The sequence below is a fragment of the Pseudomonas sp. EL_65y_Pfl2_R95 genome, from assembly GCF_963971045.1.
In the GTDB taxonomy this organism is placed as follows: Bacteria; Pseudomonadota; Gammaproteobacteria; order Pseudomonadales; family Pseudomonadaceae; genus Aquipseudomonas.
Genome location: NZ_CAXAOV010000003.1, coordinates 483,087 through 506,241, shown reverse-complemented (window position 1 = coordinate 506,241; position 23,155 = coordinate 483,087). Strand labels below are relative to the sequence as shown.

Genomic DNA, 23,155 nt, shown 5'->3' with positions numbered 1-23,155 from the left:
TTGCCCTAGCCACCCCGCAGGCCCCCATGAAACGCTACGAAAAAGTTGCGGATGAAATTGCAGAGCTGATCCGCAATGCGGTGCTGATTCCCGGTGAGCGCGTGCCCTCGGTCAGGCACGCCAGCAGAACGTTTGGGGTCAGCCCCTCTACAATTTTTCAAGCCTACTACTTGCTGGAAGACCGCGGCCTGATCCAGGCACGCCCGCGCTCGGGGTACTTTGTACGCCTGCACGCACAACAGCCACTGCCTGAGCCGGAGGCCAATCAACAGCGGGCAAACACCACCGAAGTTGATGTCAGTGATCTGGTGTTTTCGGTGCTGGGTTCACTTAAAGACCCCGATACCGTGCCTTTTGGTTCGGCGTTCCCATCGCCTCACTTATTCCCCCTGGCAAGACTCGCGCGCTCGATGGCGCAGAGTTTGCGCGCCATGCCAGCCAGTGCGGTTATCGCTGACATGACCGAGGGCAACCCCAGCCTGCGCCGACAAATTGCCCTGCGTTATATGAACAGCGGGGTCTTGCTACCGGTCGAGGAACTGGTGATCACCAATGGCGCGATGGAAGCGCTCAATCTGTGCCTGCAGTGTGTAACCCAACCCGGTGATCTAGTTGCGATTGAAGCACCTGCGTTCTACGCAACACTGCAGGTACTTGAACGCCTCAAGCTCAAGGCGGTTGAGATTCCTGTGCACGCACGCGAAGGTATTGATCTTGAATGCCTGGCAGACAGTTTGTCGAACCTGCCGGTTAAAGCCTGCTGGTTTATGAGCAGTCTGCAGAACCCGGTCGGCGCGAGCATGAGCGATGATAAAAAGCGTGCGCTCTACGCACTGCTTAAACAACACCAGATGCCGATGATTGAAGACGATGTATACGCCGAACTTAATTTTGGCGCCCGACCGCCGCGCCCGGTAAAAAGCTATGACGACGACGGACTTGTCATGCATTGCGGCTCCTTCTCGAAATGCCTGGCGCCCGGCTACCGCATTGGTTGGGTTGCGGCTGGGCGATACGCACAGCAAGTCAGCAGGCAGCGGTTGATGACGACGATATCGCCTTCTGTGCCTGCCCAGGCGGCACTCGCCGATTACCTGCAGCATGGCGGCTATGACCGGCACCTGCGCAAGCTCAGGCACAGCCTTGAAACCCAGCAGGATGCAATGCTCGCTTCAGCTGCCCGGCATTTTCCAGCTGAAACACGGGTCAGCCGCCCTGCCGGCGGCTATTTTCTCTGGTTCGAGTTTCCCAAGCAGGTAGACGCATTGCACCTGTTCAAGCTGGCCCTGGCCCAAGGCATCAGCCTGGCACCTGGCCCCATTTTTTCCGCAACGCGCCAATTCGGTAATTGCGCTCGCCTGAACTGTGGACATCCCTGGACAGCGCAGAGCGAAGAAGCCATGGCCACGTTAGGCCGAATAATCGCCTCGTTTCAGCCCTGCGCACCGGACAAAGATTCCGCCCACAAAAAAGCCCCGTGAGCGACTCGCTACACGGGGCTTGCTTGTACTGAATATGGTGCCCCGAGCCGGAATCGAACCGGCAAGACCTTTCGGTCGGCAGATTTTAAGTCTGCTGTGTTTACCAATTTCACCATCGGGGCGGTGTTGGCTTGCTTCGTGGGAGAGGACTATATACAGCCGTGGCTGGCCTCGCAAGTCCCTATGTCACAATAAAAAAGCCTCGTAAATCGTTGATCTACGAGGCTTTCTATTTGGAGGCTGAGGTCGGAATCGAACCGGCGTTCACGGATTTGCAATCCGGTGCATAACCACTCTGCTACTCAGCCTTGAAACTAAACGGGCCGCTATAAAAACGGCCCGTTAAATACTGGAGCGGGAAACGAGACTCGAACTCGCGACCCCGACCTTGGCAAGGTCGTGCTCTACCAACTGAGCTATTCCCGCTTGTCGTGTTGACGGGCGCCATTCTATCTTTTCCGTGCCCGACGTCAACCCCTTGATTCAAAAAAGTTTATTTCTTTTCGGCAGAGGGGCTGAGATGCGGCCATGCAGCCATTAAGTAGTGCACCATCGACCACAAAGTAAGAATTGCCGAGACAATCAATAAGACGTAGCCCAGAGCAACCCAAGCCGTCATCAGTGGAGGATTGGCCAGCAATATAACCAACGCCACCATTTGCGCAGCGGTTTTCCACTTGCCCAGATTGGAGACTGCAACATGAGCTCTGGCGCCAATCTCTGCCATCCACTCACGCAGGGCTGAAACCACAATTTCCCGGCAGATAATCACGGCCGCCGAAAGGGTCAGCCACAGGTTATGGTGCTCAGCTACCAGCAACACCAATGCAACCGCGACGATCAACTTATCGGCAACTGGATCAAGAAAGGCACCGAACGGCGTGCTTTGCGACCACAGGCGCGCCAGATAACCATCCAACCAATCTGTCACTGCGGCCACAGTAAAAACCAGGCTAGCGGCCCAGTAACTCCATGAAAATGGAAGATAAAACATCAAAACAAAAACGGGAATCAGCAGTACGCGAAGTACCGTAAGCAGATTGGGGATATTCATCAGCGCAACTGTTCAAGGTGAGCCAGCATTCTACTCGCTGTGCAAAGCCGCATAAATGAGCTCTGCAAGCTTTTTGCTAATGCCGGGGGATTTAGCGATTTCTTCAATACTCGCACGCGACAACTCTTGCAGGCCACCAAAATGATTCAACAGCTCGCGGCGGCGCTTGGGCCCTACCCCGGCAACCCCTTCTAATGTGGAGGTGCGGCGGGTTTTGCCACGCCGGGCGCGGTGACCAGTAATAGCAAAACGATGCGACTCGTCGCGGATTTGCTGAATCAGGTGCAACGCCGGAGAGTTACCGGGCAAGGTGAAATCATGGGCGGCATCGTTGAGGTACAAGGTTTCCAGCCCGGGCTTACGAGTGGTGCCCTTGGCCACACCGAGCAGAATCAACTCCGGCACGGCAAGCTCTTCAAGCACTTCGCGGGCCATCGCCAGCTGCCCCTTTCCGCCATCAACCAACAAAATATCAGGCAACTTGCCCTCGCCGTCTTTGATTTTGCTAAACCGACGGGTTAAGGCCTGATGCATGGCGGCGTAGTCATCACCACCGGTAATACCTTCAATGTTGTAGCGCCGGTAATCCGATTTGATCGGGCCTTCAGGGCCAAACACCACACAGGAGGCTACTGTGGCCTCGCCGCTGGAGTGGCTGATATCAAAGCACTCTAGCCGCTGTGGAATTTCATCAAGCTTGAGCGCCTCAGCCAGCGCCTCAAAGCGTGCAGCCACATGCTGACGATTGGCCAAGCGCGCGCTCAAGGCCTGCTCAGCATTGGTTACCGCCAATTGCTGCCAGCGCGCTCGCGTCGCCCGCACTCGGTAGCTAATCGCTAGTTCACGACCCCTTGATGCTTCGATCGCAGCAATCAGCGTCGGATAATCTTCATTCTGAACATTAACGATCAGCTCGGTTGGCAGGTCGCGTTCGTGACTGCTCAGGTAATACTGTGAAAGAAACGCCAGCATCACTGCACTGCCGTCTTCTTCGATCGCTACCTGAGGAAAGAAATTCTTGCTGCCGAGCACCCGACCACCGCGCACCGTAATCAGGTGCACACAGGCACCACCCGGGGTAACAATGCTGGCGATCACATCCACATCACCGGTGCCGCCTTCCATGCTTTGCTGGTCTTGCACGCGGCGCAGCAGCGATATCTGATCGCGAACCTCTGCTGCACGCTCGAAATTCAGCTCGCTCGAGGCGAGTTGCATCGCCGATGACAACTCGTCGGTCAAGGCATTGCTGCGCCCCTCAAGAAACATCACCGAGTGGCGTACATCTTCTGCATATTCTTCAGGCTCAACCAAACCCACACAGGGCCCTTTGCAGCGCTTGATTTGATATTGCAGACAGGGTCGCGTGCGGTTCTTGAAGTAGCTGTCTTCGCACTGGCGCACCAGAAACGTCTTCTGCAGCAGCCCAAGGCTTTCGCGAATAGCCCCGGCGCTTGGATAAGGTCCGAAATATCGTCCCTTTAGCTTTTTTGCCCCGCGGTGAATAGTCAGTCGCGGGAAAGCGCCGTCCGAGAGAAACACATAGGGATAGGACTTATCATCACGCAGCAGAATATTGTAGGGTGGGCGCCACTCCTTGATCAGCGTCTGTTCCAGCAACAGGGCTTCGGTTTCATTGGCAGTAATGGTGGTTTCAACCTGGACGATCTTGGCCACCAGCGCCGCCGTTTTAGGGGCCAGGCCGGTTTTGCGGAAATAGCTGGACAAGCGACTCTTGAGGTTCTTGGCTTTACCCACGTAAAGCAGCTTGCCCTCTGCATCGAACATCCGGTATACACCGGGTCGCCCGCTGCACGTCGCTAAGAAAGCGCTGGAATCAAACGCTTTGGAGTCGCTACTGGGAAGCATCGACCATGCCGTGGCGAACAGCCAGCAACGCCAGTTCTACGTCACTGGTAATGGCCAACTTTTCGAATATGCGATAGCGGTAGGTGTTAACCGTCTTGGGCGACAAGCACAGCTTATCGGAGATGCTCTGTACTTTCTGGCAGCCGGCAATCATCAATGCGATCTGGATTTCACGCTCGGAGAGCAGGTCAAAGGGCGAATTGCTGCTCTGGGGCTGAAACGATTTCAGCGCCAGTTGTTGAGCGATTTGTGGGCTGATATAGCGCTGACCGGCAAACACCATGCGTATGGCCTGAACCATTTCATCCAACGCCGCGCCCTTGGTCAGGTAGCCAGAAGCACCTGCTTGCAACAAACGCGTCGGGAAAGGGTCTTCCTCACAGGCAGTCACCGCAACAACTTTGACGTCAGGGTTGCTGCGAATCAACTTGCGGGTAGCTTCCAGACCGCCGATGCCCGGCATCTTGACGTCCATCAGGATAACGTCAGGTTTAAGCTCACGGGTTTTGATAATTGACTCTTCACCACTTTCGGCTTGACCGACTACTGCAAGACCGTCGATGTCAGCCAGCATTCGGCTGATTCCGGTACGCACCAGATCATGATCATCAACCACTAGCACTCGAATCAATGGAACACCTCGCTAAACGTGCCGTGTAATACAGCGGTCCATTTGATTATTTGCGGCTGCCTTGCCTATTAAGCGTGTGCGCTATCACTAGCGTGGTGAATCGCTGTCAGAGGGCAAGCACCGAGTCGGTGCCTGCCCTCTCACAAAAAGATGGCGGAAGCGTAGAGATTCGAACTCTAGGACAGTTTCCCATCGACGGTTTTCAAGACCGTTGCCTTAAACCACTCGGCCACGCTTCCAGTATTGCATACGCAGTTCTGTTTAAGATCAACACATTAACGCTGTTAATGCACTTCTCCCTGACTGCGGGCGGCAATCTTACCCGAACGAAACACGCTGTCAAACTCTCTGAAGCGTTTTTTTTCAACACAGTGCTAATATCGGTGTCAGTATCGCTTACGGAACAACCGTTTTTTAACAGGAGTGACGCCATGCAACAACAAAATTACGCAATCGACCCCTCGCTGGTCGAACAGCAAGAAGTCAGCCGCGTATTGCGCAACACCTACGGGTTGTTGGCGATTACCCTGGCTTTCAGCGGCCTGGTTGCTTTCTTGGCTCAGCGCGCCAACGTTGCCTACCCCAACTTTATTGTTGTGCTGGTTGGTTTCTATGGTTTGTTTTTCCTGACGGCAAAACTGCGTAACTCGCCATGGGGCATCGTTTCGACCTTGGCCCTGACCGGCTTTATGGGTTACACCCTTGGCCCGATCCTTAACCGCTATATGGGCATGGCCAACGGCGCCGAAGTGGTGAGCGCTGCCTTTGCCATGACTGCACTGGTGTTTTTTGGCTTGTCGGCTTATGTGCTGACCACCCGCAAAGACATGAGCTTCCTCAGTGGCTTTATCACTGCAGGTTTCTTTGTCCTGATTGGTGCGATGGTTGCCAGCTTCTTCTTCCAGATTAGCGGCCTGCAACTGGCGATCAGCGCTGGCTTTGTATTGTTCTCATCGGTCTGCATCCTGTTCCAGACCAGTGCCATCATCCATGGCGGCGAGCGCAACTACATCATGGCAACGATCAGCCTATATGTATCGATCTACAACCTGTTCATCAGCTTGTTGCAGATCTTCGGCATCATGAGCAGCAACGATTAACTCATCCGCCAGTGCAAAAAGCCCGCTTCGTGCGGGCTTTTTCGTTTCTATGGCGAGCATCTTGGCGCGTCAGGCTTTATCATTCGAAAAGATTAACCTGACTGGCCCGCCATGAAATTCGCCATTGCTTTGTTTTCCGCCGCTCATCAGCCCTCCTCGCGCCGCGCACTGCGCTTTGCCCAGGCGGTGATTGCCGACGGACATGAGATTGTCCGCCTGTTTTTCTACCAAGATGGTGTGTATAGCGCCTCAAGCACAGCGATCAGTGGCCAGGATGAAATTGATGTGGCCCGAGAGTGGCGCGAATTCGTCGAGCAACAACAGCTCGATGGCGTGGTGTGCATCGCCGCCGCATTGCGTCGCGGCGTCTTGAATGACGAAGAAGCTCAGCGTTATTCGCGCTCGGCAGCCAGTATTCAAGCGCCTTGGCAGCTTTCAGGTCTTGGCCAGTTGCATGAAGCTGCACAAGTGGCCGACCGCTTAATTTGCTTTGGAGGTGCCTGAGTGAAATCGTTATTGATCATCAACCGCCAGGCGCCGTGGTCTGGACCGGGTGCACGCGAAGTGCTGGATATCGCCTTGGCCGGCGGCGCCTTCGACCTGCCCATTGCTATGCTGTTTCTGGATGACGGTGCACTGCAGCTCAAGCCCAGGCAACAACCCAAAGCTCTGCAGCAAAAAGACTTGAGCGCCAACCTGCAAGCCCTGCCCATGTTCGGTATCGAGTCACTCTATGTCTCGGCGCGCAGCTTGGCAGAACGAGGGATGCAGCTAGACTCAATCACCCTACCCGCCGAGGTTTTGGACGATGCTGGGCTTCGCGCACTTATTGAGCATTACGACAACGTGGTGACCATCTGATGCCTACCTTACACGTTCTCTCAGACTCCCCGTTCACTGATGAAAGCCTCAGCAGCTGCTTGCGCCTGCTCGGCGAGGCCGATGGCCTGTTGCTCTGTGGTGATGCCGTGTACGCCCTGCTCGCCGATACCGAGCCGCTGCAGGCACTTGAACAGATATCCGAAACCATCGAGCTTTACGCCCTCGAGGAGGATATCGAAGCGCGCTCAATCAGCGCGCCCGCGCGGGCAAAGGTCATTGGGTATCCGGAATTTGTCCGCCTCAGCATGCAGTTCGCCAAGGTCAACAGCTGGGTATGAGTGAGCTGATCGTTGAAGGCCGCGACATCGCCCTGGACCAGGATGGCTACCTCTGTGCACTGAGTGACTGGTCCGAACCGGTTGCCGCCGCACTCGCGCAACGTGAAGCCATTACCCTGACGGATGATCACTGGCAGATACTCACACTGCTGCGGGATTTTTACAGCGAATTTCAGTTATCCCCAGCCAATCGCCCGTTGATCAAGTATGTAGCGCTTAAATTGGGCCCGGACAAAGGCAATAGCTTGCACCTCAATCGATTATTCAATGGCACCCCAGCCAAACTCGCCGCCAAACTGGCGGGCCTGCCCAAGCCGACTAATTGTTTATGAATCTTCAAACCCCTGTAGAACACCCTTTCGCTCAATTCGTTCGGATTCTAGGCAAAGGTAAACGCGGCGCCCGCAACCTCACCCGCAGCGAAGCTTATGAAGCCATGGGCATGCTCCTCGATGACAAAGTCGAAGAAACCCAGCTCGGCGCTTTTTTGATGCTGCTCAGGCACAAGGAAGAAAGCGCAGAAGAGATGGCAGGCTTTGCCCAGGCGGTACGCGAACGCTTGCATGCGCCACAGATAGCCGTGGATATCGACTGGCCCAGCTACGCCGGGAAAAAGCGCCACTTGCCTTGGTTCTTGCTTGCAGCCAAAGCCCTTGCTGCCAATGGCGTGCGTATCGTCATGCACGGTGGAGGCGCCCATACCGCAGGCCGCCTGTACACTGAGCAATTGCTCGCTCAACTGGATATCCCACTGTGTCGCTCCTGGCAGGAAGTCGATCAAGCCCTCTCGCAACACGCACTGGGCTTTATTCCACTGGGTGATTGGTCGCCCCAGTTGCAAAAAATGATCGACCTGCGCAACACCCTTGGCCTGCGCTCGCCCATTCACTCACTCACACGGATTCTTAACCCGTTGAATGCGCGCTGCGGCTTGCAGAGTATTTTTCACCCCGGCTATCAGGCCGTGCACCGCGAAGCCAGCCAGTTATTGGGCGATTGCGCGATCGTGATCAAGGGTGAAGGCGGCGAAATTGAAATCAACCCCGATGCCACAAGCCATTTGTATGGCACCGCCGGTGGTGAAAACTGGGATGAAGATTGGCCCGCCCTTTCGCCACAACGCCACGTCAAGCCGGAGAGCCTTGAACCCGAGCACCTGCTGCGCGTCTGGCAGGGTGAAGCCACCGACAGCTACGCTCAGATGGCGATTATCAGCACCATGGCGTTGGCCTTACGCGGGCTTGGCGCAACGCGTGAGCAGGCTTTTGAGCGTGGCGAACGATACTGGGAAGCTCGCCTTGCATCGAAATAACTGATTTTAATCTCTGCATTTTTGCGTCTTTCAATCGATTTTTCCGCGTTAGACTGGAGCCATTAATCACTAAAGCCTGCTGGGCGCTTCGGCAGTCTCGCAGGCGAGGATGGACACAGATCATGGGTTTATTAGTCGATGGCAAGTGGCAAGACCAATGGTACGACACCAAAGGTGACGGCCGTTTCAAACGCGAAAGCGCGAAGCGCCGTAACTGGGTAACCGCAGATGGCTCCGCCGGCCCGAGCGGTGACAGTGGCTTTAAAGCTGAATCCGGACGCTATCACCTCTATGTATGCTTAGCCTGCCCATGGGCCCATAGAACCCTGATTTTCCGCCAGTTAAAAGGCCTCGAGTCGCTGATCGATGTTTCGGTGGTCAGCTGGCTGATGCTGGAAAATGGCTGGACCTTCGACAAAGCCACCGGCTCAAGCGGCGATAAACTCGACAATCTCGAGTTTCTGCATCAGCGCTATACCGCCGACGATGCCAACTACAGTGGCCGGGTGACTGTGCCGGTGCTTTGGGATAAGCAGCAAAAACGCATTGTCAGCAATGAATCGGCAGAAATTATTCGCATGTTCAACAGCGCCTTCAATGAGCTGACTGATAACCGGCTCGACCTTTACCCGCAAGCGCTGCGCGGCGAGATCGACGCACTCAACGCGCGCATCTATCCTGCGGTAAACAATGGTGTCTACCGCGCCGGATTCGCCACAACCCAAGATGCCTACGAAGAAGCCTTTGATCAGCTGTTCGCCGAACTCGATACCCTTGAAACAGTGCTGGAACATAACCGCTATCTGACTGGCGAATACTTAACCGAAGCGGACTGGCGTTTATTCACCACGATTATCCGTTTCGATGCCGTGTATTTCGGTCACTTCAAGTGCAACCTCAAGCGCATCGAGGATTACCCGAACCTGTCCAATTGGCTGCGTGAGCTGTATCAATGGCAAAACGTTGCGCCAACGGTCGATTTCGAGCACATCAAGCATCATTACTACGCCAGCCACAAAACCATCAATCCAACCGGCATCGTTCCCAAAGGACCGACGCTTGACCTGATGCGCGCACATGACCGCGCGCGCTTACCCGGCAAAGGCATCTACAGCGAAGCCTGAACGCTGTTGATTGCTGGTGCTCAGACTTTAGCCTGAGCACCTTCAAACCAGGCCAACTTCTCGCGTAATTGCACCACTTCCCCAACGATAACCAAGGTCGGCGCGCGAACTTCATGGTCAGCCACCAATTGCGGTAGATCAGCCAAGGTGCCAGTGTAGACCCGCTGATTCTGGGTGGTGCCCTGCTCAATCAACGCCGCCGGCGTGCTGGCTGCACGGCCGTGGGCGATCAGTTGCTGGCAAATCACCGGCAAACCAACCAAGCCCATGTAAAACACCAGGGTCTGACTTGAAGCGGTCAGCTCACTCCAGGGCAAATCGCTGCTTCCATCTTTCAGGTGGCCGGTTACAAAACGCACCGATTGGGCATGGTCGCGGTGAGTCAGGGGAATCCCGGCATACGCTGCGCACCCACTGGCTGCGGTGATGCCGGGCACCACTTGAAATGGAATGCCCTGGGCGGCGAGTTCTTCAATCTCTTCGCCGCCACGGCCGAAGATAAAGGGGTCACCGCCTTTAAGGCGTAACACCCGCTTGCCTTGCTTGGCCAAATCGACCAAACGCTGATTGATTTGATCTTGCGGCACTGCATGATCAGCGCGCTGCTTGCCCACATAGATGCGTTCAGCATCACGCCGACAGAGTTCGATAATGGCAGGTGCGACCAAGCGGTCGTAGAGCACCACATCGGCTTGTTGCATCAACCGCAGCGCGCGAAATGTCAGCAAGTCTGGATCGCCAGGGCCGGCACCGACCAAATACACCTCACCGAGCATTTGCGGCGTGGAGCCGGCCACCTTTTCCGCAAGCAGGCGCTCACCCTCATGCAATTTACCGGCAAATACGCTTTCGGCGATTTGCCCCTGAAACACGTCCTCCCAAAACACCCGGCGCTGCTGCACGTTCGGTAACAACGCTTTTACCTGAGCCCGGAATTTCTTTGCCAATCCGGCCAACTGGCCATAGGTGGAGGGAATCCAGGTTTCGATCTTAGCCCGCATCAAGCGGGCTAACACCGGCGCATCACCGCCACTGGTAATTGCCACAATCAAGGGCGAGCGATCGACAATGGCCGGGAATATCACGCTGCACAGGGCTGGGGCATCCACAACATTGACCGGAATGCCCAGCGCCTGGGCCTGCTCTGAAATCTGCGCATTGAGTGGCTCGTCATCGCTGGCCGCAATAACCAGGGTGACGCCAGCGAGGTCTTCGGCGAGATAGCCACGCAGCAGCAATTCGCCATTGCCGGCCTCGACCATCTCGCTGAGTTCTGCGCGGATATCAGGCGCAACCACACGTAGCCGCGCACCGGCATCGGCAAGCAAACGTGCTTTGCGCACTGCAACTTCGCCCCCCCCAACAACCAAAACCAAGCGGTCCTTGAGTTTGTGGAACAACGGGAGAAAATCCATGACAGCCTCGTCAGACAGCAAATCTTGGGCGAATGCTCTGTGGCACCCACTATCGGTGCAGCTCAGCTAGCAACCAGTGCTGCTAGCTGATTCAGCCATTAGCCAATGACTTCGATACCGCCCATATAAGGCTTGAGCACTTCTGGCACCTTGATACTGCCATCGGCTTGCTGGTAGTTCTCAAGCACAGCAACCAGGGTACGACCTACAGCCAAGCCAGAGCCGTTGAGCGTATGAACCAGCTCAGGCTTGCCGGTCTCGGGGTTACGGTAACGCGCCTGCATACGGCGTGCCTGGAAGTCACCACAGTTGGAGCAAGAAGAAATCTCGCGGTATGTGTCCTGGCTTGGCACCCAGACTTCGAGGTCATAGGTCTTGATCGCGCTGAAGCCCATATCGCCGGTGCACAGGGACAGCACCCGGTACGGCAGCTCAAGCAACTGCAAGACTTTCTCAGCATTTGCCGTCAGGCCTTCAAGCGCTTGTTCAGAGGTGCTCGGCTCGACAATCTGTACCATTTCAACTTTGTCGAACTGGTGTTGGCGAATCATGCCGCGCGTATCTCGACCTGAAGCCCCTGCTTCACTGCGAAAGCATGGCGTGTGAGCGACAAACTTCATCGGCAGCTGCTTGGCGTCGAGAATTTCACCGGACACGATGTTGGTCAGCGACACTTCAGCAGTCGGAATCAGGTAAAAGTCAGCCTCGCCTTCGCGGCTGATCTTGAACAGGTCTTCTTCAAACTTGGGCAGCTGGCCTGTGCCTTGCAGCGCAGGCGCTTGAACCAGATAAGGCGTGTAAGCCTCTTCGTAGCCATGCTCAGCGGTGTGCAGGTTGATCATAAACTGTGCGAGTGCCCGGTGCAGGCGAGCGATCGGGCCGCGCAGCAAGGCAAAACGCGCACCGGACATTTTTGCCGCCGTCTCGAAATCCAGCCAGCCATGCTGCTCACCCAGCGCGACATGATCCTGAACAGCGAATTCGAACGCAGTAGGCGTACCCCAGCGGCGCACTTCTATGTTGTCGTCTTCATCAGCGCCGACCGGCACCGACTCATGGGGCAAGTTCGGCAGGTTGAGCAAAATGCTGTCCAGCTCGACCTGGATGGCGTCCAGACCACGCTTGCCTTCTTCCAGCTCACTGCCCATGCGGTCCACTTCGGCCAGTAACGGCGCGATGTCTTCGCCGCGCTGTTTTGCCTGACCAATCGACTTGGAGCGAGCATTGCGCTCGGCTTGCAATTGTTCGGTCCGGGTTTGCAGGGTCTTGCGCTGCGCTTCAAGTTCTTCGAAACGCGCTACATCCAGCTGAAAACCACGAGTGGCAAGGCGCTGAGCGACTTCTTGAAGTTCGGTGCGCACCAGTTTGGCGTCGAGCATGCTGATATCTCAATACAAAGGTGTGAATTGCATGGCCAAAGCCATGAGACAGAATGGAGTGAAGTTTAAGGGTTCATGGCGCTGAGTGCTAAGGATGCGCTGAAAAAAGTCGCAAAAGGCCGATTAACCGGGCAAAAAACAGCTGCAAACCGCGATCACATTCGCGCTAGAGACAATCCGCCCCACGCCGCCAGCAAGCCGCCCAGCAAACTTGCAACCAGATAACCCATGGCAATAGCCGTCTGGCCGCCCTCAATCAAGCGCAGGGTTTCGAAGCTGAATGAGGAGAAGGTGGTCAAGCCGCCAAGCACCCCTACGGTAATTCCGGTGCGCAGTTCAAGCGGGATATCGGTACGGGTCATAAACAACCCGCTGAACAGGCCAATCAGAAAGCAGCCAAGGATATTGACGCTAAAGGTCGCCATGAAAAAATGCTGCGGCCAGTTACGCTGAACCCAGACGCTGGTCAGAAAACGTAGCGAACTGCCTAGCGCGCCACCGGCGGCTACTGCTGCGACAACCTTGATCATTACTCTCTCCGCTTGCGTGGGCTGGCAGCATCCTGCGCAGACAAATGCTTGAGCTTGTCGCCGATCTTCAACTCAAGCCCCCTTGGGACTGGCTGATAATACTGGCGTGGTTCCATTTGCTCAGGAAAATAGTCTTCTCCTGCCGCATAGGCTTCCGGCTCATCATGGGCGTAACGGTATTCATCGCCGTAGCCGAGCTGCTTCATTAGTTTGGTCGGCGCGTTGCGCAGGTGCAGCGGCACTTCCAGCGAACCGTTTTCAGCAACATCACGCATGGCTGCCTTGAATGCGCTGTAGACCGCATTGCTTTTTGGCGCACAGGCCAGATAAACAATAGCCTGCGCCACCGCCAACTCGCCTTCAGGACTGCCCAGACGCTCTTGAACATCCCAGGCAGACAAGCACAGGCTCAGGGCACGCGGATCGGCATTGCCAATATCCTCACTGGCCATGCGCACCACACGACGAGCAATGTACAGCGGGTCACAGCCGCCATCGATCATGCGCGCATACCAATACAGCGCACCATTTGGGCTGGAGCCGCGTACTGATTTATGCAGGGCTGAAATCTGGTCGTAAAACGCCTCGCCGCCTTTATCAAACCGCCGACGACTATCGCCCAGCAGGTCTTGCAGCAATTCAGGGGTGATCACCCCGCCGTCTTCGGCCAGGTCGGCGGCGTTTTCGAGGAAATTCAGCAGGCGACGGCCATCGCCATCAGCAGCGGCCATTAAAATCGTAAAGCTGTCGTCAGGCAGGCTTAACTGGCGATCGGCCAACCCTTTGGGATCGTGCAATGCACGATCAACCAGTTTGCGCAGCGCAGCTTCATCAAGGCTTTTGAGTACGTAGACCCGCGCCCGCGAAAGCAATGCATTGTTCAGCTCAAAAGATGGGTTTTCAGTGGTTGCGCCAATGAAAATCAGCGTGCCGTCTTCAACATAGGGCAAGAACGCATCCTGCTGAGATTTGTTGAAACGGTGGACTTCATCGACAAAGAGGATGGTTTGTCGGCCATATTGCGCGGCGTGCTGCTGCGCTACCTCGACTGCCTGGCGAATCTCCTTGACCCCAGAAAGCACTGCAGAGATGGTCTCAAAGTGCGCATCGGAAACCTGAGCCAGCAAACGCGCCAGGGTGGTTTTGCCCACCCCTGGCGGGCCCCAGAAGATCATTGAGTGCAGCGCGCCCTGCTCCAGGGCTTCGCGCAGCGGCTTGCCACGGGCAAGCAAGTGCTCCTGACCGACGTACTCATCCAACGTGGCCGCGCGCAGGCGAGCGGCCAGAGGTTGAGCAACAGGAGCCTTGCGAAACAGATCCATCGGGCCTCTTACTCTTGAATGACATCCGCACCTTTGGGCACGTCAAAGGTGAACTCGCTTTCGTTGATTGACTGGTTCATCTTCACATTGAGGAACAAAATGTTGGTCCGCTGGCCAATGCTGTCAATTAGTTGCATGTCATTGACCACGCCGCTACGGAACGACAGGCGCAGGTTATCGAACAAGGTATCCTTGGATTTCGGCTTCAAGGTGAAGTCGACTACGTTGCCAGCCTCTTTGTAGCTGATATCAAAACTTTCGCTGATTTTTGACACATCGCCGGACAGCAAAAGCGCTGGCGTGTGGGTCAGGCGCTGGTCCATTTTCTGAATGGTCACCTGCTCAAGGTCCGGGTCATACAACCAGACCTTTTTGCCATTGGACACCAGCAACTGCTCCTGCGGTGCATCGGTGTGCCAGCGGAACAACCCCGGACGCTTGAGCGACAGTTCGCCAGCAGTTTCCTGGAGCTGGCTGCCACTGCCATCGAGGGTCAGCTGGGAGAAGCGCGCGGTGATGGTCTGCGCCTGGTTGAGCAGCTCGGTCAGGCGCTTGACCGCGGAACTATCATCCGCCATGGCATTAAGGCAGGTCAGGCTCAGCACACTCAGTAACATCATGCGGAAAAGGCGCATGGGACTCCTTAAAATTCGGGTTGGAAATGGTTAGTCACGAACAGGGCTTGGCGCTATCACTTCACGAGAACCATTGGTACTCATTGAGGTTACGACACCGGCGTTTTCCATAGATTCGATCATCCGCGCAGCGCGGTTGTAACCAATCTTGAGCTTGCGCTGTACCGCTGAGATCGACGCACGACGACTTTCAGTGACAAAGCGTACGGCCTCATCGTAAAGCGGGTCATCTTCGCTATCATCGCCACCTTCGCTGCTGCCTTCGAAGCCACTGCCAGATTCTTCAACGCCGGCCAGAATTTCTTCAACGTAGTCCGGTGTGCCGCGCAACTTCCACGCTTCCACCACGCGGTGAACTTCTTCATCCGAGACAAATGCACCATGCACCCGAATCGGCAAGCCCGTGCCGGGCGGCAGATAGAGCATGTCGCCGTGACCGAGCAATTGTTCGGCACCGCCCTGGTCAAGAATGGTCCGCGAATCGATCTTGCTCGACACCTGAAACGCCATGCGCGTCGGAATGTTGGCTTTGATCAAACCGGTGATCACGTCAACCGATGGGCGCTGGGTTGCCAGAATCAAGTGAATCCCCGCAGCACGAGCTTTCTGGGCGATACGGGCGATCAGCTCTTCAACCTTCTTGCCGACGATCATCATCATGTCAGCAAATTCGTCCACCACCACCACGATGGTGGGCAGCGGTTTGAGCAGTGGCGCTTCGTCTTGCATGCTTTCGCGGCGATACAGCGGATCAGGCAGCGGTGTACCCGCCTCGATTGCATCTTTGACCTTGCGGTTAAAGCCTGCAAGGTTACGCACGCCCATCTTCGACATCAGCTTATAGCGGCGCTCCATCTCGGCAACGCTCCAGCGCAGCGAGTTGGCCGCCTCTTTCATGTCGGTGACCACTGGGCATAACAGATGCGGAATGCCCTCGTAGATCGACAGCTCAAGCATTTTCGGGTCGATCATGATCAATCGCGCCTCTTCAGGCGTGGCCTTGAACAGAATCGACAGAATCATGGCGTTAACACCCACCGACTTACCGGAACCCGTGGTGCCTGCGACCAGCAAGTGAGGAAACTTGGCCAAATCGGTAATAACCGGTTTGCCGCCAATATCATGGCCGAGTGCCAGCGTTACGGGCGACTTAGCATCGTCGTACTCTGGAGACGACAGGACCTCGGAGAAACGCACCATTTGCCGGTCTTCGTTGGGAATTTCAATGCCCACCGTAGTCTTGCCGGGAATAACTTCAACCACGCGAACACTGATGACCGCCATCGAGCGCGCAAGGTCTTTGGCCAGGTTGGAAATACGGCTGACCTTGACTCCAGCAGCCGGCTGGATCTCGAAGCGAGTAATCACCGGGCCGGGATGAACAGACTCGACAATAACATCGACCCCGAACTCTTTGAGCTTGATTTCCACCAATCGCGACATGGCCTCAAGGGATTCAGGCGAAAATTGCTTTTGCACCTTTTCCGCGGCATCGAGCAATGAAATTGGCGGCAAGGTGCCTTCAATCGCACTGTCAACAAACAAAGGCACCTGCTTTTCTTTTTGCACACGCTTGCTTTGCTCAGGCACGGCAGGCGTTGAAGGCGGTGTAATGATAGGTGCCGGGCGGCCTTCGCGGGCGTTCATGTGCTTATTCAGCGAATCTTCCCGCTCAATCAGGCGCTCTTTGACTCTCACTTGATCGCGGCGATCTCGAGCGGCCGGCGCTGCAACTTCAGCCACGCGCTCATCAACCTCCCTCAATTGAATGCGCAGTTGCTTGCGCTCAGCGCGAGCACTCCACCAGCGGTTGGCCAAGCTTTGGATCAGCTCAATCAAATCCAGGGTGATCTTGCCGGTCAGGTCCATGACCTTGAACCAGGACAAATCGGTAAAAATGGTCAGGCCAAACAGAAACAGTGCGATCAACAACAGCGTGCTGCCCTGCACATTCAGGGCATTCTCAGCCAGTTGACCGATGCTTTCGCCCAGGGCGCCGCCCGATGAAGCCGGCATGCTGCTGCCCGCCGGGAAATGAATGTAAGCCAGTGCTGCGCCTGAGAGCACCAGAAACACCAAGCCGATCAAGCGCCAGGAAAACAACCAACCGCTCCACTGCCATGGCTCGTGTCGTGCCCGGAACACCTGCAGAGCTTTAACTCCGAGCAATAGCGGGAACAGATAGGCGAAATAGCCCAGGGCCATAAACAAGATGTCGGCCGACCACGCACCGGCCCGACCGGCAGCATTCTGTACCTGCGCGGCATTACTGGTGTGGGTCCAGCCAGGGTCATTCGGATCGTAGGTGAGCAGGGCCATCCAGACGTACAGGCACAGTGCTCCAAGGGCAATAAGCGCCCCTTCCTTGAGTCGATACGGCAATTGCTGGCGCCACATGGGCATTTGAGCTGTAGGGCTAGTTTTCTTCAAAACGCATCTGTTCCTGTGCTATCGGCCTGCAACCAGGCCAATGGCGAGTTATGGCTTATCAACCTATTGTACGGGTTTAGCGGCGCGACGCCATGCGTCATGCAGCTTTGCGCGTGGTTTTGCCGCAGACCCTGGTCCGCGACTCCCGCTCACGCCTGCTTCGGTGTAGCATAGCCGCCAAGCTATTTCCGCGCAGTTCAATTTGAGCATGCATTCTCTTTGGTGACAAAGGCTTATGAGGTGTTTCTATGAGCGAAGTCAAGCATTCACGTCTGATTATTCTAGGTTCCGGCCCTGCTGGTTACAGCGCGGCTGTTTATGCCGCACGGGCCAATCTTAAGCCGGTCATCATCACAGGCATCCAGCCTGGCGGCCAATTGACCACCACCACCGAAGTAGACAACTGGCCCGGTGATGTCGAGGGCCTGACAGGCCCGGCATTGATGGAGCGCATGCAGAAACATGCCGAACGCTTTGACACCGAGCTAGTCTACGACCACATCCACACCGCCGAGTTGCAGCAGCGTCCATTCATCCTCAAGGGTGACAGCGGCACATACAGCTGCGACGCCTTGATTATCGCTACCGGCGCGAGTGCCCAGTACCTGGGTCTGCCGTCGGAAGATGCATTCGCTGGCAAAGGTGTGTCTGCTTGCGCCACATGTGACGGGTTCTTCTACCGCAATCAGGTGGTTGCTGTGATTGGTGGCGGCAATACGGCCGTCGAAGAGGCACTGTATCTGTCGAACATTGCCAAAGAAGTTCACTTGGTGCACCGCCGTGACAAGCTGCGTTCGGAAAAAATTCTTCAGGACAAGCTGTTCGACAAAGTCGCCAACGGCAACATGCGCATGCACTGGAACACCACACTGGAAGAAGTACTGGGCGACGCCACCGGCGTTACCGGCGCACGCCTGAAGAGCACTGAAACCGGCGAAGTCCACGACCTGCCGCTCGCAGGGGTATTTATCGCCATCGGCCATAAACCCAACACCGACCTATTTAAAGGCCAGCTTGAGATGCATGACGGCTACCTGAAAATCAAAGGTGGTAGCGAAGGCAACGCCACTGCGACAGGCATCGAGGGCGTATTCGCCGCCGGCGATGTGGCTGACCACGTTTACCGCCAAGCCATCACCTCCGCTGGCGCTGGCTGCATGGCCGCATTGGATGCCGAGAAGTTTCTCGACGACATCTGATACCCATCTAGCTACGCAGCCCTGCAAGGCTACCAATGCCTCACCGGGCGGCTTCCGGCCGCCCTCCCCCCTCTGGGCCAATTCAATGCTGACCTGGTTAGAACGCGATTCACTGCAATTCCCGCCGCTCAACAAGGCCTTACAGGAGCCCAATGGGTTACTCGCGGCTGGCGGTGATTTAAGTGCCGAGCGCCTGATCCATGCGTATCGACACGGCTGCTTCCCCTGGTTCAGTGATGGCCAGCCGATTCTTTGGTGGTCGCCAGACCCGCGCACCGTACTTATTCCTGATGAACTGCATATTTCACGCAGCCTGGCCAAGGTGTTGCGTCAGGATCGCTACCGGGTGACCTTCGATCACGATTTTGCCGCTGTCATTACCGCCTGCTCTGAACCACGCGATTACGCTGATGACACCTGGATCACCAGCGCCATGCGCGACGCTTACCTTGAGCTGCACAAGCGCGGCTTGGCCCACTCCGTCGAAGTTTGGCAAGATCAGCAACTGGTTGGCGGCCTCTATGGCCTGGCAATGGGCCGGCTATTTTTTGGCGAATCAATGTTCAGCCGTGCCGACAATGCATCAAAAGTCGGTTTCGTGACCCTGGTGGAGCACCTCAAGGCTGCCGGCGTAGTAATGATTGACTGCCAAATGCCAACCCGGCATCTGCAGAGCTTTGGCGCCAGAGCCATTAGTCGCGAACAATTTGCCACCACCCTAAACACACACCTTGATCAGCCGTGCCCCATCAAATGGTCACGCTAACTAGGCGAGTCTGCTTGTCTGGCTTACACTGATTAAAGGCATTCCACGAGAGTCAACTATGACCGAGCTGGCCCGTCTGAAGTTTTATGCGACCCAGCCCCACCCATGCAGTTATCTGCCCGATGAACAGGCCACAACGCTGTTCCTCGACCCTAGCCAGCCAATGGATGGGCAGGTCTACGCAGAGTTATCGGAAATGGGTTTTCGGCGCAGCGGCGATCACCTGTACCGTCCACACTGCCAAGGCTGTACGGCGTGTGTACCTGCGCGCATTCCTGCCGCCAGTTTTAGCGCCAATCGCCAACAACGACGGATTATCAAGCGCAACGCTGACATTCAGGTGACTGGAGTCCGCCCGACTTTCACGGAAGAGTACTACGCACTGTATTCGCGTTATATCGAACAACGCCATGCCGACGGCGACATGTACCCACCCAGCCGCGAGCAGTTCTCCACATTCCTGGTTCGAGATCTGGCTTTTTGCCGATTCTTCGAGTTCCGCCTCGATGGCCGCCTGGTTGCGCTTGCCGTTACCGACGTGCTGCCCAATGGCCTTTCTGCGGTTTACACCTTCTACGAACCCAGCGAGGATCGCCGCAGCCTCGGCCGCTTCGCCATTCTTTGGCAAGTCGGTGAAGCCGTGAGACGTGAACTGCACGCGGTGTACTTGGGCTATTGGATAAAAAGCTGCAGAAAAATGAACTACAAGACCCAATATCGTCCCATCGAGCTATTTATTAACCAGCGCTGGATGAGTCTTGCGTGAAGCGCCCGGCAAGCTCTGATAGAATACTGCGCCCCTAGTCAGATCGACCACGGGGATGAGAGATGCATATCATGCAAACTCTCTGCACTTTTCCGCATTTTTTGCCGTAGACACCTGCCCCTCGCCACCTTTTTTCAGAGGATTACTTGGCGTAAGCACCTGTTTTCGGGCACAATGCACGCCGCTTTTGCCTGGCGCCAGTTGCACCGGGCCATTCATTGGATACCGAGGGCTTTACTGCATGTCGAAAGAAGACAGCTTCGAAATGGAAGGCACTGTCGTCGACACCCTGCCCAACACCATGTTTCGCGTGGAGTTGGAAAATGGGCACGTCGTAACTGCGCACATCTCCGGAAAGATGCGCAAAAACTACATCCGTATTTTGACCGGCGACAAGGTGCGCGTTGAACTAACGCCTTACGACCTTAGCAAGGGTCGCATCACTTACCGCGCCCGCTAACAGACTCGAACCGTTACGCGCAATTCAGTTGATCCTGACTCAGATAGGCTATTTATCTCGATAAATACAGCCTCTTCGGAGCGACGTAACGCGACTTAAGACTGTTTGCTTAATGCAGGTACAAAAAATGCCCGGTTATCAGCCGGGCATTTTTGTTGTCGCGATTTCATCTTCCGGTAGTAGCGTTCGACCCGAGCCAACACACCAAGGTGCAGCAACTCGGGCCGGGACCGTTAAGCCATCTCGGCCGCCGTCTCAAACTCGAAGGTCAATTCTCCACCTTCAAGGTCGATGTGTACGACGCCACCATGCTCTGACAACTCGCCGAACAGAATTTCTTCTGCCAACGGACGCTTGATCTTGTCCTGGATCAAGCGCGCCATTGGACGAGCGCCCATGCTTGCATCATACCCAGACACCGCCAGCCACGTACGCGCTGCTTCACTGACCTCAAGCATGACGCGCTTATCCTCAAGCTGCGCTTGCAACTCGGTGAGGAACTTGTCGACGATGCTCTTGATCACCTCAGTGGTCAAACGACCGAACTGGATAATGGTGTCCAGACGATTGCGGAACTCTGGGGTGAAGCTCTTCTTGATGACTTCCATCGCATCACTTGAGTGATCCTGATGGGTGAAGCCAATTGATGCTCGCGCCGCTGTTTCAGCTCCGGCGTTGGTGGTCATGATCAGAATGACGTTACGGAAGTCGGCCTTGCGTCCGTTGTTGTCAGTCAAGGTGCCGTGATCCATCACCTGCAATAACAGATTGAACACCTCGGGGTGTGCTTTCTCGATTTCATCGAGCAGTAACACGCAGTGCGGTGTCTTGGTGATGGCCTCGGTTAGCAAACCACCCTGATCGAAACCGACATAGCCCGGCGGCGCACCGATCAGACGCGACACGGTATGCCGCTCCATGTACTCGGACATATCGAATCGGATCAGCTCGATTCCCAGCGACTTAGACAACTGACGCGCCGCTTCCGTCTTGCCGACACCCGTAGGACCGGCAAACAGGAACGAGCCGACGGGTTTGTCGGGCGCCTTGAGACCGGCACGGGAAAGCTTGATGGCGGTCGACAGTGAGTCAATAGCCGCTTCCTGGCCAAACACCGTCAGTTTTAGGTCGCGCTCAAGGTTACGCAGCAATTCCTTATCCGAGCTGCTGACGTGCTTAGGCGGAATTCGTGCGATTTTGGCAACGATATCCTCAACTTCAGGCACATCAATACGCTTGACCCGTTTGTCGACTGGCTGCAGACGCTGATAAGCACCTGCCTCATCGATCACATCAATCGCCTTATCCGGCATATGCCGATCATTGATGTAACGCGAGGCCAATTCAGCCGCTGCACGCAGCGCTTCATCGGTGTATTCGATATTGTGATGCTGCTCAAAACGCGCACGCAGGCCACGCAAGATGCTGATGGTGTCATCGACCGATGGCTCGACCACATCAACTTTCTGGAAACGTCTGGCCAGCGCCCGGTCCTTCTCGAAGATGCCACGGAACTCCTGAAAGGTGGTTGAACCTATGCAACGGATCTCACCAGACGAGAGCATCGGCTTGAGCAGGTTGGAAGCATCCATGACCCCGCCAGAGGCTGCACCCGCACCAATGATGGTATGAATCTCATCTATGAACAGAATCGCGTGTGGACGCTTGCGCAGCTCATTGAGCAAGGCTTTCAGGCGCTTCTCAAAGTCACCACGGTATTTGGTGCCCGCAAGCAGCGCGCCGAGGTCAAGGGAATAGACAATGCTGTCAGCCAGCAAGTCGGGTACTTGATTATCAACAATGCGCTTGGCCAGGCCTTCAGCGATAGCCGTTTTACCGACACCCGCCTCGCCCACCAGCAGTGGGTTGTTTTTGCGCCGACGCGCCAGAATCTGCGCAACGCGTTCAACTTCAGTTTCGCGCCCCACCAACGGATCGATCCGACCTTGACGGGCTAGCTCATTGAGATTGCTGGCGAAAGAATCCAGCGGGTTACCCGACACCGAAGACTCGCCGCCCTCGTCATCGCCCATCTCCTGCTCGCCATCGGTTTGCCCACCGTGCCCCGGCACTTTTGAGATGCCGTGGGCTATGAAGTTGACCACATCGATGCGCGCAACACTTTGTTGTTTGAGCAGAAATACAGCCTGGCTTTCCTGCTCGCTGAAAATTGCCACCAGCACATTGGCGCCCGTGACTTCGCGCTTGCCAGAGCTTTGAACATGGAAAACCGCGCGCTGCAATACACGCTGAAAGCCCAGTGTCGGCTGGGTTTCACGTTCTTCGTCGTGCGCAGGAATCAGGGGGGTGGTGGAGTCAATAAATTCCAGCAGGTCATGCCGCAGCTTATCCAGGTTTGCACCACAAGCACGTAGCACACTGGCTGCTGCTTCGTTGTCCAGTAGGGCCAATAGCAAGTGCTCTACTGTCATGAACTCATGACGCTTTGTACGAGCCTCCTTGAATGCCAAGTTGAGGGTTACTTCGAGCTCTCGATTTAACATAGCTTCACCTCATGCCCA

22 protein-coding genes and 4 tRNA genes are annotated in these 23,155 nt (G+C 55.8%); 12 read left to right on the top strand and 14 right to left on the bottom strand.

Features of this window, described 5'->3' with window-relative positions; all coding sequences use genetic code 11:
• Positions 1-26: 26 nt before the first annotated feature.
• Positions 27-1,481 carry a GntR family transcriptional regulator MpaR gene (mapR, locus tag AACY09_RS13105; RefSeq protein WP_339488566.1) on the top strand — a complete coding sequence of 485 codons (1,455 nt, stop codon included), beginning with the start codon at positions 27-29 and terminating at the stop codon, positions 1,479-1,481.
• A gap of 35 nt (positions 1,482-1,516) precedes the next feature.
• Here mapR and AACY09_RS13100 read toward each other — a convergent pair.
• The 7 genes from AACY09_RS13100 to AACY09_RS13070 form a co-directional block, all read right to left on the bottom strand.
• Positions 1,517-1,603, bottom strand: a tRNA-Leu gene (locus tag AACY09_RS13100).
• A gap of 112 nt (positions 1,604-1,715) precedes the next feature.
• Positions 1,716-1,789 (bottom strand) — tRNA-Cys (locus AACY09_RS13095).
• 42 nt (positions 1,790-1,831) lie between these two features.
• A tRNA-Gly gene (locus AACY09_RS13090) sits at positions 1,832-1,907 on the bottom strand.
• Positions 1,908-1,974: 67 nt separating this feature from the next.
• Complete coding sequence (pgsA, locus tag AACY09_RS13085) at positions 1,975-2,535, bottom strand: CDP-diacylglycerol--glycerol-3-phosphate 3-phosphatidyltransferase (protein ID WP_339488565.1); 561 nt, start codon at positions 2,533-2,535, stop codon at positions 1,975-1,977.
• A gap of 30 nt (positions 2,536-2,565) precedes the next feature.
• Positions 2,566-4,404, bottom strand: a complete 1,839-nt coding sequence (gene uvrC / locus AACY09_RS13080) for an excinuclease ABC subunit UvrC (RefSeq protein ID WP_339488562.1) — start codon at positions 4,402-4,404, stop codon at positions 2,566-2,568.
• Positions 4,391-5,035, bottom strand: a complete 645-nt coding sequence (gacA, locus tag AACY09_RS13075) for a response regulator transcription factor GacA (protein WP_339488559.1) — start codon at positions 5,033-5,035, stop codon at positions 4,391-4,393. The genes uvrC and gacA overlap by 14 nt, the downstream gene beginning before the upstream one ends.
• Before the next feature lie 151 nt (positions 5,036-5,186).
• Positions 5,187-5,274 (bottom strand) — tRNA-Ser (locus tag AACY09_RS13070).
• A 192-nt stretch (positions 5,275-5,466) separates the two neighbouring features.
• Between AACY09_RS13070 and AACY09_RS13065 the strand changes: the two genes are divergently transcribed.
• The 7 genes from AACY09_RS13065 (at position 5,467) to AACY09_RS13035 (ending at position 9,731) form a co-directional block, all read left to right on the top strand.
• Entirely contained in the window at positions 5,467-6,135 is a 669-nt protein-coding gene (locus AACY09_RS13065) for a Bax inhibitor-1/YccA family protein (protein ID WP_339488557.1), read from the top strand.
• Between the two features lie 111 nt (positions 6,136-6,246).
• Entirely contained in the window at positions 6,247-6,639 is a 393-nt protein-coding gene (tusD, locus tag AACY09_RS13060; protein ID WP_339488554.1) for a sulfurtransferase complex subunit TusD, read from the top strand.
• A complete protein-coding gene (gene tusC / locus AACY09_RS13055; protein WP_339488551.1) occupies positions 6,640-6,996 on the top strand; it encodes a sulfurtransferase complex subunit TusC in 357 nt (118 codons plus the stop codon).
• Complete coding sequence (gene tusB / locus AACY09_RS13050; RefSeq protein ID WP_339488550.1) at positions 6,996-7,295, top strand: sulfurtransferase complex subunit TusB; 300 nt, start codon at positions 6,996-6,998, stop codon at positions 7,293-7,295. Before tusC ends, tusB begins: the two co-directional genes overlap by 1 nt.
• On the top strand, positions 7,292-7,627 hold the full coding sequence (locus tag AACY09_RS13045) for a TusE/DsrC/DsvC family sulfur relay protein (RefSeq protein WP_339488549.1): 336 nt from the start codon (positions 7,292-7,294) through the stop codon (positions 7,625-7,627). The genes tusB and AACY09_RS13045 overlap by 4 nt, the downstream gene beginning before the upstream one ends.
• A complete protein-coding gene (locus AACY09_RS13040) occupies positions 7,624-8,607 on the top strand; it encodes a glycosyl transferase family protein (RefSeq protein WP_339488546.1) in 984 nt (327 codons plus the stop codon). Before AACY09_RS13045 ends, AACY09_RS13040 begins: the two co-directional genes overlap by 4 nt.
• Positions 8,608-8,729: 122 nt before the next feature.
• Positions 8,730-9,731 carry a glutathione S-transferase family protein gene (locus AACY09_RS13035; protein ID WP_339488543.1) on the top strand — a complete coding sequence of 334 codons (1,002 nt, stop codon included), beginning with the start codon at positions 8,730-8,732 and terminating at the stop codon, positions 9,729-9,731.
• 20 nt (positions 9,732-9,751) lie between these two features.
• Here AACY09_RS13035 and cysG read toward each other — a convergent pair whose 3' ends face one another.
• From cysG to ftsK, 6 genes are all read right to left on the bottom strand, one after another.
• Positions 9,752-11,146, bottom strand: a complete 1,395-nt coding sequence (cysG, locus tag AACY09_RS13030; protein WP_339488541.1) for a siroheme synthase CysG — start codon at positions 11,144-11,146, stop codon at positions 9,752-9,754.
• Positions 11,147-11,244: 98 nt separating this feature from the next.
• Positions 11,245-12,525, bottom strand: a complete 1,281-nt coding sequence (serS, locus tag AACY09_RS13025) for a serine--tRNA ligase (protein WP_339488539.1) — start codon at positions 12,523-12,525, stop codon at positions 11,245-11,247.
• A 155-nt stretch (positions 12,526-12,680) separates the two neighbouring features.
• On the bottom strand, positions 12,681-13,055 hold the full coding sequence (crcB, locus tag AACY09_RS13020; RefSeq protein ID WP_339488537.1) for a fluoride efflux transporter CrcB: 375 nt from the start codon (positions 13,053-13,055) through the stop codon (positions 12,681-12,683).
• Entirely contained in the window at positions 13,055-14,377 is a 1,323-nt protein-coding gene (locus AACY09_RS13015) for a replication-associated recombination protein A (protein WP_339488535.1), read from the bottom strand. Before AACY09_RS13015 ends, crcB begins: the two co-directional genes overlap by 1 nt.
• 8 nt (positions 14,378-14,385) lie before the next feature.
• Complete coding sequence (lolA, locus tag AACY09_RS13010; RefSeq protein WP_339488533.1) at positions 14,386-15,012, bottom strand: outer membrane lipoprotein chaperone LolA; 627 nt, start codon at positions 15,010-15,012, stop codon at positions 14,386-14,388.
• A 30-nt stretch (positions 15,013-15,042) separates the two neighbouring features.
• On the bottom strand, positions 15,043-17,415 hold the full coding sequence (ftsK, locus tag AACY09_RS13005) for a DNA translocase FtsK (RefSeq protein ID WP_339488531.1): 2,373 nt from the start codon (positions 17,413-17,415) through the stop codon (positions 15,043-15,045).
• Positions 17,416-17,690: 275 nt separating this feature from the next.
• On the opposite strand from ftsK, the gene trxB reads away from it, so the two are divergent.
• From trxB to infA, 4 genes are all read left to right on the top strand, one after another.
• Positions 17,691-18,641, top strand: coding sequence for a thioredoxin-disulfide reductase (gene trxB, locus AACY09_RS13000; protein WP_339488530.1), 951 nt, complete (start codon positions 17,691-17,693; stop codon positions 18,639-18,641).
• Positions 18,642-18,726: 85 nt separating this feature from the next.
• Positions 18,727-19,407, top strand: a complete 681-nt coding sequence (gene aat / locus AACY09_RS12995; RefSeq protein ID WP_339488529.1) for a leucyl/phenylalanyl-tRNA--protein transferase — start codon at positions 18,727-18,729, stop codon at positions 19,405-19,407.
• A gap of 58 nt (positions 19,408-19,465) precedes the next feature.
• Positions 19,466-20,173, top strand: coding sequence for an arginyltransferase (locus AACY09_RS12990; RefSeq protein WP_339488528.1), 708 nt, complete (start codon positions 19,466-19,468; stop codon positions 20,171-20,173).
• A gap of 241 nt (positions 20,174-20,414) precedes the next feature.
• The gene (gene infA, locus AACY09_RS12985; RefSeq protein WP_002553999.1) at positions 20,415-20,633 is read left to right on the top strand and encodes a translation initiation factor IF-1; all 219 of its coding nucleotides are present in this window, start codon (positions 20,415-20,417) and stop codon (positions 20,631-20,633) included.
• A gap of 233 nt (positions 20,634-20,866) precedes the next feature.
• On the opposite strand, the gene clpA is transcribed toward infA, so the two are convergent.
• Positions 20,867-23,137, bottom strand: a complete 2,271-nt coding sequence (clpA, locus tag AACY09_RS12980; protein WP_339488525.1) for an ATP-dependent Clp protease ATP-binding subunit ClpA — start codon at positions 23,135-23,137, stop codon at positions 20,867-20,869.
• Positions 23,138-23,155: the final 18 nt, after the last annotated feature.